The 12,022-nt window shown below is 58.9% G+C and carries 11 protein-coding genes; 4 read left to right on the plus strand and 7 right to left on the minus strand.

Going from position 1 to position 12,022, the window contains the following annotated elements; all coding sequences use genetic code 11:
• Window positions 1-94 precede the first annotated feature (94 nt).
• The 4 genes from ACR1XY_RS03050 to acs form a co-directional block, all read right to left on the minus strand.
• The gene (locus ACR1XY_RS03050) at window positions 95-1,879 is read right to left on the minus strand and encodes a sodium:solute symporter family protein (RefSeq protein WP_480589716.1); all 1,785 of its coding nucleotides are present in this window, start codon (window positions 1,877-1,879) and stop codon (window positions 95-97) included.
• Between the two features lie 15 nt (window positions 1,880-1,894).
• Complete coding sequence (locus ACR1XY_RS03055; protein WP_480532861.1) at window positions 1,895-2,179, minus strand: DUF4212 domain-containing protein; 285 nt, start codon at window positions 2,177-2,179, stop codon at window positions 1,895-1,897.
• Between the two features lie 184 nt (window positions 2,180-2,363).
• Window positions 2,364-3,047 carry an adenylate kinase gene (locus tag ACR1XY_RS03060; RefSeq protein WP_480589717.1) on the minus strand — a complete coding sequence of 228 codons (684 nt, stop codon included), beginning with the start codon at window positions 3,045-3,047 and terminating at the stop codon, window positions 2,364-2,366.
• 7 nt (window positions 3,048-3,054) lie between these two features.
• On the minus strand, window positions 3,055-5,019 hold the full coding sequence (gene acs / locus ACR1XY_RS03065) for an acetate--CoA ligase (RefSeq protein WP_480589719.1): 1,965 nt from the start codon (window positions 5,017-5,019) through the stop codon (window positions 3,055-3,057).
• A 415-nt stretch (window positions 5,020-5,434) separates the two neighbouring features.
• Between acs and dctP the strand changes: the two genes are divergently transcribed.
• From dctP to ACR1XY_RS03080, 3 genes are all read left to right on the plus strand, one after another.
• On the plus strand, window positions 5,435-6,451 hold the full coding sequence (dctP, locus tag ACR1XY_RS03070; RefSeq protein ID WP_480589721.1) for a TRAP transporter substrate-binding protein DctP: 1,017 nt from the start codon (window positions 5,435-5,437) through the stop codon (window positions 6,449-6,451).
• Window positions 6,452-6,514: 63 nt separating this feature from the next.
• Window positions 6,515-7,144: a TRAP transporter small permease subunit gene (locus ACR1XY_RS03075; RefSeq protein ID WP_480589723.1), complete on the plus strand. Its 630-nt coding sequence runs from the start codon at window positions 6,515-6,517 to the stop codon at window positions 7,142-7,144.
• Between the two features lie 3 nt (window positions 7,145-7,147).
• Window positions 7,148-8,551, plus strand: coding sequence for a TRAP transporter large permease (locus ACR1XY_RS03080; protein ID WP_480589725.1), 1,404 nt, complete (start codon window positions 7,148-7,150; stop codon window positions 8,549-8,551).
• A gap of 51 nt (window positions 8,552-8,602) precedes the next feature.
• On the opposite strand, the gene ACR1XY_RS03085 is transcribed toward ACR1XY_RS03080, so the two are convergent.
• Genes ACR1XY_RS03085 through rocF form a run of 3 tightly spaced genes read right to left on the minus strand, consistent with a single transcriptional unit; the run spans window position 8,603 to window position 11,490 of the window.
• Window positions 8,603-9,643, minus strand: a complete 1,041-nt coding sequence (locus tag ACR1XY_RS03085) for an ornithine cyclodeaminase (RefSeq protein ID WP_480589727.1) — start codon at window positions 9,641-9,643, stop codon at window positions 8,603-8,605.
• A 9-nt stretch (window positions 9,644-9,652) separates the two neighbouring features.
• Entirely contained in the window at window positions 9,653-10,570 is a 918-nt protein-coding gene (ctlX, locus tag ACR1XY_RS03090; protein WP_480589729.1) for a citrulline utilization hydrolase CtlX, read from the minus strand.
• Window positions 10,570-11,490 carry an arginase gene (gene rocF / locus ACR1XY_RS03095; protein WP_480589731.1) on the minus strand — a complete coding sequence of 307 codons (921 nt, stop codon included), beginning with the start codon at window positions 11,488-11,490 and terminating at the stop codon, window positions 10,570-10,572. The genes ctlX and rocF overlap by 1 nt, the downstream gene beginning before the upstream one ends.
• An 86-nt stretch (window positions 11,491-11,576) precedes the next feature.
• Between rocF and ACR1XY_RS03100 the strand changes: the two genes are divergently transcribed.
• Window positions 11,577-12,005 (plus strand): Lrp/AsnC family transcriptional regulator, encoded by a 429-nt coding sequence (locus ACR1XY_RS03100; protein ID WP_170324645.1) that lies wholly within the window; start codon window positions 11,577-11,579, stop codon window positions 12,003-12,005.
• Window positions 12,006-12,022 lie beyond the last annotated feature (17 nt).

Genomic DNA, 12,022 nt, shown 5'->3' on the forward strand with positions numbered 1-12,022 from the left:
GTCTGGTTGAAAAATCCCGCCCGGTGGTGTGCCGGACGGGAGTAGTAGATCGAAAAATGCGGCACATGGAAGTTAGCCAGATGCCGCATCATGCTCATTTGTTCTGAGCTGCGCCCGCGCCACGGGGAATGCGAACGCTTTCGACCAATTCGACGATCTCCCGCGGAGTCTCTTTGGTCATTCCGGCGACAACATATGCGACTGCAAAGTTGATCATCGCACCGATAGCGCCGAACGAGGTCGACTTGATCGGACCCAGCAGCGGGTCAGCATCGGTGAACGAGTTGGTGTCCGGAATGAACAGCCAGCCTTTGTGCAGGAAGATGTAGATCAGCGTAACGGTCAGACCTGCCAGCATACCAGCAACCGCGCCGGTGTTGTTGATGCGGGTCGAGAAGATCCCCATCATCAGCGCCGGGAAGATCGAGGCTGCTGCAAGACCGAAGGCCAAGGCCACGGTTTGAGCCGCAAAGCCCGGTGGGTTCAGACCCAGATAGGTGGCAACAACGATAGCCACAGCCATTGCGATCCGAGCCGCCATCAGCTCGCCTTTTTCCGAGATCTGCGGGTTGATTGCGCCTTTGACAAGGTCATGCGACACAGCCGACGAAATCGCCAGCAACAGGCCCGCAGCGGTTGACAGGGCAGCCGCAAGACCACCGGCAGCGACCAGACCGATCACCCAACCCGGCAGGTTGGCAATCTCGGGGTTGGCCAGAACCAGGATGTCGCGGTTGAACTTGGTCAGCTCGTTGCCGACCCAGCCTTTTTCTTCCGCAATCGCCTGCATGTCGGTGTTTTGGTCGTTATAGTACTGGATCTTGCCGTCGCCGTTCTTGTCTTCCCAATCCAGAAGACCGGTTTTCTGCCAGGTTTTCATCCAGTCATAGCGCGGATCGGTGTCGATTTCCTCGACCGAGACAGCGCCACCTTCGATGCCACCGTTGGGCCACATCATGTCGGTGATGTTCAGACGCGCCATTGCGCCAACCGCGGGGGCGGTCAGGTACAGCAGGGCGATGAAGACCAGCGTCCAGCCAGCCGACCAACGGGCGTCAGCCACGCGCGGTACGGTGAAGAAGCGCATGATCACGTGCGGCAGACCGGCGGTACCGATCATCAGCGACAGCGTGAACAGAACCATGTTCAGCGTGTTCGAATGGTGCGCCGTGTAGTCAGCAAAGCCCAGCTCGGTCACGATCGCGTCCAGTTTGGTCAGCAGGGGTTCACCGCTGGCGGTGTCACCAAACAGACCCAGGGCCGGGATCGGCGTGCCGGTCAACTGCAGCGAGATGAAGATCGCCGGGATGGTGTAGGCCGTGATCAGCACGCAGTACTGAGCAACCTGGGTGTAGGTCACACCCTTCATCCCGCCGAAAACCGCGTAGGCAAACACGACACAGGCACCGATCAGCAGACCGGATGTGTTCGACACCTCGAGGAAGCGGCCAAAGGCCACGCCCACGCCGGTCATCTGACCAATCACGTAGGTCACCGATGCGACGATCAGACAGATAACGGCAACGATGCGCGCGGTTTGGCTGTAAAAGCGGTCGCCGATGAACTCCGAGACGGTGTATTTGCCGAACTTACGCAGGTACGGCGCAAGCAGCAGAGCCAGCAGCACGTAGCCACCGGTCCAACCCATCAGGAAGGTCGAGTTGTCATAGCCGGTAAAGGCAATCAGGCCCGCCATCGAGATGAACGAGGCCGCGGACATCCAGTCCGCCGCTGTCGCCATACCGTTGGTGACCGGGTGAACGCCGCGACCGGCGGCGTAGAATTCCGATGTGGAACCCGCACGGGCCCAGATCGCGATGCCGATGTATAGCGCGAATGAAGCGCCAACAAACAGCAGGTTGATGGTAAACTGATCCATTTTCCCCGCTCTCCCTTATTCTTCGTCCACGCCGTATTCGGCGTCTAGCTTGTTCATGCGCCAGGCGTAGTTGAAGATCAGCACAAGAAAGACCAGGATCGATCCTTGCTGAGCGAACCAAAAGCCCAGATCGGTTCCGCCGACGGCGATGCCCGACAGCAACGGACGCAGCAGTATGCCGAATCCAAACGACACCAGCGCCCAGATCGCGAGGCTGATGTAAATGAGGCGCAGGTTGGCCTGCCAATAGCCCTTGTCGGCTTCGGCAGTCTGCGCGGAGTTTGTTGAATGATCCGCCATTGCGGGTTCCTCCTTCGCTTCCTCGTTGGGCGGCCCGTCACCCAACTCCTCCAGTGCGCCGGGCCGCTTCTCGATTGTGCCGAACACCGGATTGGTGTCAGGCAAAACTCCACCGGTCCGCCAAGGCGGTTCCTTTGAAGTATCCTTCTGTAGGATCAAAGCCCGGGGGGCTTATCTCCTCCCCTTAATTCATGACCTCGTGCACGAGCCCTTGCAGGTCGTTCGCGATGTCATCGATCTGACCCATGGCGTCGATGCCTTTCAGCACACCCTGAGCCTGATAGTATTCGATCAGCGGTGCAGTCTGCGCGTGATACGCAGCAAGGCGGGACGCAACGGTTTCAGCGTTGTCGTCAGCGCGGCGCTTGAATTCGGTGTGGCCACACTTGTCGCACTTGCCTTCTTCGGCAGGCTGTTTGAACTGATCGTGATATCCTTCGCCGCAGCCGGCGCAGGTGTAGCGGCCCGAGATGCGGATCACCATTTCGGCGTCCTGAACCTCAAGGCTGATCGCGGCACTGATCTTTTGATCGGCGGATGCCAGTAAGCCATCCAGCGCCTCGGCCTGAACCGTGGTGCGGGGGAAGCCGTCCAGAATGACGCCCTTGGTGCAATCCGGTTGGGCCATGCGGTCTCGCAGGATGGCGATAACGATTTCATCGCTGACCAGATCACCGGCCTCCATGACGGCCTTGGCGGCAAGACCGGCCTCGGTGCCGACAGCAACTGCTTCGCGCAACAGATCACCGGTGCTGAGCTGAACCAGCCCGAACTGGTCTTCCAGCATACGCGCTTGCGTACCCTTTCCGGCACCCGGAGGACCGAGAAGGATCAGAACGGCGGGGGTAGTGGTAGCGGCAGCGTCCATCACATCCTCACTTGTTCGCGCGGTTTTCGATCAGGTCATCGACCACCGACGGATCGGCCAAGGTCGAGGTGTCACCCAGCGAGCCGAAGTCGTTCTCGGCTATCTTGCGCAGGATACGGCGCATGATCTTGCCCGAACGAGTCTTGGGCAGGCCCGGGGCCCACTGAATGACATCCGGTGAAGCGATCGGACCAATCTCGGTCCGGACCCAGGTGCGCAGTTCCTTCAGCAGCTCATCCGACGGCTCTCGGTCATTCATCAGAGTGACATAGCAATAGATGCCTTGCCCTTTGATTTCATGGGGGTAGCCAACCACGGCGGCCTCGGCCACGGCGGCGTGTGCCACCAGTGCGCTTTCGACCTCGGCAGTGCCCATGCGGTGGCCCGAGACATTGATCACGTCGTCGACGCGGCCGGTGATCCAGTAATCTCCATCTTCGTCACGGCGGCAGCCGTCACCGGTGAAGTAGTAGCCTTTGTAATCCGAGAAATAGGTCTTCTCGAACCGCTCATGATCGCCCCAGACGGTGCGCATCTGACCTGGCCAGCTGTCCTTGATGCACAGAACGCCCTCGACGCCATTGCCGTTGATCTCGACGCCCGATTGCGGGTCCAGAACCACAGGCTGAATGCCAAAGAAGGGCTTCATCGCGGCACCGGGTTTCATCGCGTGTGCGCCGGGCAGGGGGGTCATCAGGTGTCCCCCGGTTTCTGTTTGCCACCAAGTGTCGACGATGGGGCAATTGCCTTTGCCGATAACGTCGTTGTACCAGTTCCAGGCTTCTGGGTTGATCGGTTCACCCACGGTGCCCAGCAGACGCAGGTCGCTCAGGTCGTGTTTTTCAACGAACTCGTTGCCTTGGCCCATCAGGGCGCGGATGGCTGTCGGAGCGGTATAGAACTGATTGACCTTGTGCTTGGCGCAGACTTCCCAGAAACGACCCGCATCCGGGTAGGTCGGGACGCCCTCGAACATGACCGAAGTCGCGCCGTTGGCCAGCGGGCCATAGACGATATAGCTGTGACCGGTGACCCAGCCCACATCCGCAGTACACCAGTACACGTCACCTTCGTGGTAGTCGAACGTGATCTCGTGAGTCAGTGCGGCATAAACCAGATAGCCGCCGGTGGTGTGCACAACGCCTTTCGGCTGACCGGTCGAACCCGAAGTATAGAGGATGAACAGGGGATCTTCGGCGCTCATCTCGGCGGGTGCGCAATAGTCATCCGCTTCCAGCGCCATTTCGTTATAGTCGTAGTCGCGACCGGAAACCCAGGTGGTTTGGCCGCCGGTCCGTTTGACGACCAGACATTTCACCGTGTCCTTGCAGTGCAGCAGCGCGGCATCGGCGTTCGACTTAAGCGGTGTTTTGCGACCGCCACGCGGCGCTTCGTCGGCGGTGATGATAACTTTGGCATTGCTTCCGTTAACACGTGCGGCCAGAGCGTCAGGAGAGAAGCCAGCGAACACGATCGAGTGGATCGCGCCAATGCGGGCGCAGGCCAACATCGCATAAGCCGCTTCGGGGATCATCGGCAGGTAGATGACGACACGATCGCCTTTGCGCACGCCCATCGATTCCAGAATGTTGGCCATGCGGCAGGTGCGGCGGTGAAGTTCCGCATAGGTGATGTGCTGCGCCGCCTCAGACGGATCGTCCGGCTCCCAGATGATGGCGGTCTGATCGCCGCGTGTTTTCAGGTGACGGTCCAGACAGTTGGCAGAAACGTTCAGCGTGCCGTCTGCATACCAGTTGATGTTAACCGAACCGAAGTCATAGTTGACATCCTTGACCTGGGTGTACGGCTTGATCCAGTCGATCCGCTTGCCTTGTTCACCCCAGAACGCAACGGGATCTTCGATCGATGCCTTGTACATTTCGTTGTACTTGTCGGCATCGACATGCGCGCGCGCAACGGTCTCGGCGGACGGCGGAAAAACGTTGGCATCTGCCTGGGCAGCGGTTGTCATTCTGAGGCTCCTCCCTCTGGACTGAAAATTCTGGACCAATACTTGCCCGACGCACGAGCACTGTCGATCCGCTTCCTCCCCGACATGGATAATACGGAGAACTGAAAACAATGAAATAAATTACCGAAATCTCAGCATTTGTTTGTAAAAAAATTTTACCCGCTTGGATAAATCAGTAAACAAAATGCATATAAACTCAAAAAACAAAATAAAAACAACTAAATATGTGTAACGAAATTAACCCGCGTCATGGTGGGGTGGTTTCGGGTTTTTCCGCGCATTCGATTCACCTTTCGGTTGTTAGCGCTGGCGCGCACCGCTGCGACGGCCGGACCGGGGTTGGCACATTTCGATGTTGGCGCTAGCTTGAATCTCAAGCGCTTGCACAAGAAGCGCAGCAAAGGGAGAAATCATGATGAAAAAGATATTGAGCGGCGCTGCCGTCGCCGCCTTGGGTGTTGCATTCGTTTCAGAGGCCGCAGCAACCGAATGGAATGCGTCTGTCTGGGGCAAGCGGCGCGCCTTCACCGAACATGTTGAAAAACTTGCTGAACTGGTCAGTGAAAAGACCGGTGGTGAATTCACCATCAATGTCAGCTATGGCGGTTTGTCCAAGCCCAAGGAGAATTTGGACGGCATCGAGATTGGCGCCTTCGAGATGGCCCAGTTTTGTGCCGGTTATCATCGCGACAAGAACCGCGCCATCACCGTGCTGGAACTGCCGTTTCTGGGTGTGAACACTCTGGAAGAAGAGGTAGCTGTCAGCCATGCTGTATATGATCACCCGGCAGTCAAGGATGAGATGGCGCAGTGGAACGCGCGCATTATCATGACCTCGCCCATGCCGCAGTACAATCTGGTCGGCACCGGCGATCCGCGCGATGAGCTGGGCGACTTCGACGGGATGCGCGTGCGCGCCACGGGTGGTCTGGGCCAGGCGTTCGAAGCGGTCGGAGGTGTGCCGACCTCAGTGCCCGCAACCGAAGCTTTCAACGCAATGGAGTCTGGTGTCGTCGACACGGTCGCCTTTGCCCAGCACGCCCACCTGTCATTTGGCACCATTAACGAGGCTGACTGGTGGACCGCGAACCTGAACCCCGGCACCGTCAACTGCCCGGTTGTGGTCAACATCGAGGCCTACGAGGCGCTGCCCGCCGAACATAAAGAGGCGCTGAACAGCTCGATCGGCGAGGCGATTGATCATTACCTTGCGAATTATGGCGGGCTGCTTGAGAAATGGGACAGCGTTCTGGATGAAAAAGGTGTCCAGAAAGTTGAAATCGACGACGCCGTGATCGAAGAATTCCGAACCAAGGCCGCCGATCCGATCCGCGAACAATGGATCGCGGACATGTCCGCTCAGGGGCTTCCGGCACAGGATCTCTATGATCTGGTCCAGACAACGCTGAAGCAGCAACGCGGCGGCAACTGATTGCCCGATCCGGGTGCCTGATCGGGCACCCGGACACCAATCAAAAGACAGGGGGTCACCGGAATGGCAGGACAGGCCACGGTGCTTGAGGACGGTAGCCGTCTTAGTCGGTTGGATCGCAATCTATTGAAGTTAGAGCAGTTTCTGGCGCTGATCAGCGGGCTCGCCGTGTTCGGACTTATGGTGTTGGCTGTGGTCTCGGTCAGTGGGCGTAATGCGATCAACGCGCCGTTGCCGGGGTATGTGGACTGGATCGAGCAGGCCATGCCCTTAATCGCCTTTCTGGGCATTTCCTATGTGCAGCGCGAAGGCGGCCACATCCGTATGGACATTGTCATCTCGCGCCTGCATGGCCGGGCGTTGTGGCTGTTCGAGCTGATCTCGGTGATCCTCATCCTTGTTCTGATGCTGGCGCTGGTTTGGGGCAGTTGGTCCCATTTCGACCGCTCTTTCGACTTTGGTGCTCCGATGTGGAGCCGCGACAGTTCGATTGACATCGGAATCCCGCTCTGGCCCGCCAAGCTGCTGGCGCCAGTGGCCTTTTCAGTCCTGTGTGCACGGTTGGTGCTACAGGTTTGGGGATATGGTCGCGCCTTTGTATTGGGTCTAGAGCATCCTGTGGCAGTACCGCTGATCCAAGATGCGGCGGCGCAAGCCGCTGCTGAAGCTGAGCAATTCGAGGGGCAGGACTAGCGTATGGACACGATAGACATTGGTCTGTGGGTCACTGGTGGCCTGCTGCTATTGGTTGTCACAGGAATGCGTGTGGCCTTTGCGGCCGGGCTTGCCGGGTTGGTCGGACTGGTCTGGATTTTTTGGGCAAAATTCGGATACGACCCCGATCGCTTTGGCAAGGCACTGACGGTCGCGGTCAAAACGGCCGGGCAGGTGCCGCATTCCAAAGTTGCCGCCCATACGCTCAGCCTGATCCCAACCTTCATCCTGATCGGTTATCTGGCCTATTACGCGGGTCTCACCCGCGCGCTGTTCGAAGCGGCCAAGCGCTGGGTGGCGTGGGTGCCGGGTGGGCTGGCGGTTTCGACCGTGTTTGCGACTGCCGGGTTCGCCGCGGTATCGGGTGCGTCGGTCGCCACCTCTGCCGTCTTCGCCCGGATCGCCATCCCCGAGATGCTGAAGGTCGGTTACAATAAGCAATTCGCCGCCGGAGTCGTTGCCGCCGGGGGCACTCTGGCGTCGTTGATTCCGCCTTCGGCCATCCTGGTGATCTACGCCATCATCGTTGAGCAGGACGTGGGCAAGCTGTTGCTGGCCGGTTTCATTCCAGGGGCGTTCTCGGCCGTGATCTACGGGCTTTTGATCGTCGGCATTGCTGTGTTCTTCAAAACTGTCGGCCCCCCTGTCACGGGCTTCACGTGGAAACAACGCTTTGCGTCCTTGCCCGGTGCCCTCCCGATCGTGGCCGTGATCCTGATCATCATCTGCTTTGTTTACAACCCTTTCGGAGAACAGGCCTGGGGCACTCCGACCGAAGGCGGCGCCATCGGAGCCTTCATTGTCTTCTGCTTTGCCCTGTTTCACGGGATGCGGTGGACCGAGTTGAAATCGGCGCTGCTGGAAACCGCCAAGTTGACAGCCATGATATTCACGATCATCTGGGGTGTGCTGATCTATGTGCGTTTTCTGGGATTTGCGGATTTGCCGGGGGTGTTTTCGGATTGGATTACCTCATTGGAAATGTCGCCGATGCTGATCCTGATCTGCATCCTTCTGGCCTATGCGGTGCTGGGCATGTTCATGGACGCCATCGGTATGCTGTTGCTGACTTTGCCGGTGGTCTACCCGGCCGTTATGGCCCTGAATGGGGGCGAAACTGTCAGCGCCGCTGAAAGCACGTTTGGCATGTCCGGCCCGATGTGCGCGATCTGGTTCGGAATACTGGTGGTCAAAATGGCCGAGTTCTGCCTGATCACGCCCCCAATCGGCCTGAACTGCTTCGTGGTCGCGGGTGTGCGCCCGGACCTGAGCGTTCAGGACGTGTTTAAAGGCGTTACGCCATTCTTCATCGCAGACGGCGTGACCATCGCGCTGCTTGTGGCATTCCCGAGCATTGTTCTCTACCTGCCATCTCTTGCCGGATAGAAAAAGCCCCCGGGGGTTAACCGGGGGCGAGGTACTGCTTTTGCGGGTTCTTCAGCTTGCCCGCATGAGCATCCCAAATAGATCACGCGGGTCATCTGGGTCGGCCAGCATGTCCAAAGGCTCAAAGAAGTCTGTGCCTTCGATGGCAGATTTGATGTAACGCAGAGCCGAAAAATCCTCGATCGCAAAGCCAACACTGTCGAACAGGGTGATCTGACGATCATCGCGGCGCCCTTCGGCCTGTCCGGTCATGACTTGCCACATCTCTGTCACCGGGTGATCGTCCTCCAGCGCCTGAATTTCGCCTTCGATCCGCGTTTGCTCGGGGTATTCAACAAAGATATCCGAGCGCAGAAGGATATCGCGATGCAGTTCCGTTTTGCCGGGGCAGTCACCGCCGATGGCGTTAATGTGGACGCCGGGGCCGACCATGTTGTCGGTCAGGATCGTGGCGTATTTCTTGTCAGCCGTGCAGGTCGTGATGATAAGCGCGCCCTCGATAGCCTCTTCAGGGGTGGTACAGGGTACGACGGTCAGGCCCTTGCCCTGCAGGTTAGCGGCACATTTGCTGGTTGCGTTACTGTCGGTGTCATACAAACGCACGGTGGTGATCCCGCACATCGCCTTGAAGGCCAGACACTGGAACTCCGACTGGGCACCGTTGCCGATCATCGCCATGACGGTTGAGGACTTTGGTGCCAGATAACTACCGACCAATGCCGAAGTTGCCGCTGTTCGCAATGCGGTCAGCATGGTCATCTCGGTCAGCAGGGTAGGATAGCCGGTGTAAACATCCGCCAACAGGCCAAAGGCGGTCACCGTCTGCAACCCCTCTGAGGTGTTCTTCGGATGGCCGTTGACGTATTTGAACCCGTAAGCCTCGCCATCCGAGGTGGGCATCAACTCAATTACGCCATGCGGCGAGTGGGCCGGGATGCGCGGGGTCTTGTCAAAGCTCTCCCAGCGTTTGAAATCGGATTCGATCTGGGCTGCGATCTGGGTGATCATCCGCTCGACCCCGACGTGATGCACCAGACGCATCATGTTGTCGACGGACACGAAGGGCACTAGCGCCTTGTCAGAAGGTTGCATCGGGGTCTCCTATCGGCGGGACAGGTGGATGCCTGCAATCATGCAGCGCACGGATCCACCGGCAGTTTCAATTGTCGGAACCGAGAGCGGCAGCGGTGTGGCGCTGGCTTCGATTGTGGCGATTTGTTCAGGGGTGAGCGCGGCGAGCGCGCGACTGGACAGGGCAAGCACCAGGCCGTCGCGACCGCTGAGTTCAATGGCATTGCCGGCGAACTCGGCGATCTGCTCGTAGCTCAGATCAATCACGGTACGACCGCTTTCCTCAAGTCGCGACTGGACCGTCGCGCGCCGTTCCGCGTCGGTGATCATATCCAGACAGATCAGCGCGTAGTTGGTGCCTATGCCCATCAGAACATTGGTGTGATAGACATCGCGCCCCTCTGCATCCTTTGCCTCGAACACGATGGGTTCATAGTTGAAATGGGTGCAGAACCTTTCCAGCAACACGGGATCGGCGCGATTGGATTTGACCGTATAGGCGACGCGGCCGATGTGATCCAGAACCATGGCGCCAGTACCTTCCAGCGCCAGCTTGTCCTGTTCCAACCCGGAATAGTCGATCACGTCCTGAACGCGGTATTCCTGTTTCAGCATTTCGATGACGTCTGCCCGGCGTTCGCGTCTGCGCGACGGAACGTACATCGGATAGATCGCCACATGCCCACCGGGATGGGTCGAAAACCAGTTGTTCGGGAAAACGCTGTCTGGTGTGTCAAGATCGCCGAGATCGTCGAAGACGTGAACCCTCACACCAGCGTCCCGCAACTGAGCGACCGCTTTGTCATGTTCCGCGCGTGCCGCGGCCGAGGGTTCGGACGAGCGCGTGGCGAGTGTCTGGAACGCGTTGTCACCCTGTGTCTCGGGGTTCGAGGTAAAGGCATGGGGCCGGATCATCACAACGGCTGAAGGGGCTTGCAGGGACTGCATTAGAAACTCCGGGTTGGGCGGTCAAAAATGCGGCGCCCCAACAGTGAGGCGGCCAGATCGACCATAAGTTTTGCGGTACGCCCGCGTTCGTCGAGGAACGGGTTCAACTCGACCAGATCCAGCGAACAGACGAGGCCGCTTTCGTGCAGCAGTTCCATCACCAGATGCGCCTCGCGCTCGGTTGCGCCGCCGGGGACGGTGGTGCCGACGGCAGGGGCGATGGATGGGTCGAGGAAATCGACGTCCAGTGAAACATGCAGTATGCCATCGGCCGCCCGAACCCGATCCAGGAACGCTATTAGAGGCGCTTTTATCCCGTGCTCGTCAATGCTGCGCATATCGGCCAGCATGGCGTGGTCCTGCTCCAGCCGGGCACGTTCGGCCGGGTCGACGGAGCGCAGGCCGATCATGCCAACGCGGTTGGTTGGCACCGGGGCTGTTACAGGCGGGAAGGCGTCGAAACCGGGCTGGCCTGTGAAGTACGCCACGGGTGTGCCATGCAGGTTGCCGCTGTCTGTGCTGTCGGGCGTATGAAAATCGCTATGAGCATCCAACCAGAGTACGAAGAGCGGTCGTCCGAGTTTTTCAGCATGGACTGCCATTCCTGAGACGGTACCCATCGATAGGGCGTGATCACCGCCCATAAAGATTGGCAGGCCTTTCGGTGCCATGTCCTTCGCCGTTCGGCTTAAGGCGCTGGTCCAGCCGATCACTTCGGGCAGGGCGAACAGATGTGTGTGCTTGGGGGTTGCCGTTTTGTCCGGGATGATGTCACCCAGATCGGTCACCCGGTGTCCCAGATCCGCCAGGGCCTGATCCAGACCCGCCACGCGATAGGCATCAGGCCCCATCCGGCAGCCCTGTCGCCGCTTGCCAGCGTCCATCGGAGCGCCGACCAATATTACGTGTTTACTATCCATATGACTATTTAGGGCTGCGGGCCGGGTTGCGAGAAGAGGGCAAATTGCTCAAAATGAAACTTAGATATACAAAATGAGAAACTATCATGGACGATTTGGATAGCAGACTGCTGAATGCTTTGCACCGAGACGCGCGGGCATCGCTGTCCGAGTTGGCCGAAACGCTTGGCGTTACCCGCACGACTGTCCGCAGCCGCCTGCAACGCCTGAAGCAATCCGGTGAGATCGTGGGCTTTACCGTCCTGACCCGGCAGGACGTGGCGGAAAGCCCGGTGCGAGGGTTGATGATGCTGGAGATCGAAGGACGCGGAACCGAACGGACGATGGCCCGCATCGCCGCCCTGCGTCAGGTCCGCGCCGTGCATACGACCAATGGCAGTTGGGACCTGATCGCCGAAATCGGAACCGAAACTCTAGCCGAACTGGATGAGGTTCTGTTTCAGATCCGGAGGATGGAAGGGATCACCAAGTCCGAGACCAATCTGTTGCTGTCCACGCGCAAGGGTCGCGTCTGATCCGCCCATAGTGCTTT

It is taken from the genome of Ruegeria sp. AD11(2025) (assembly GCF_056542405.1).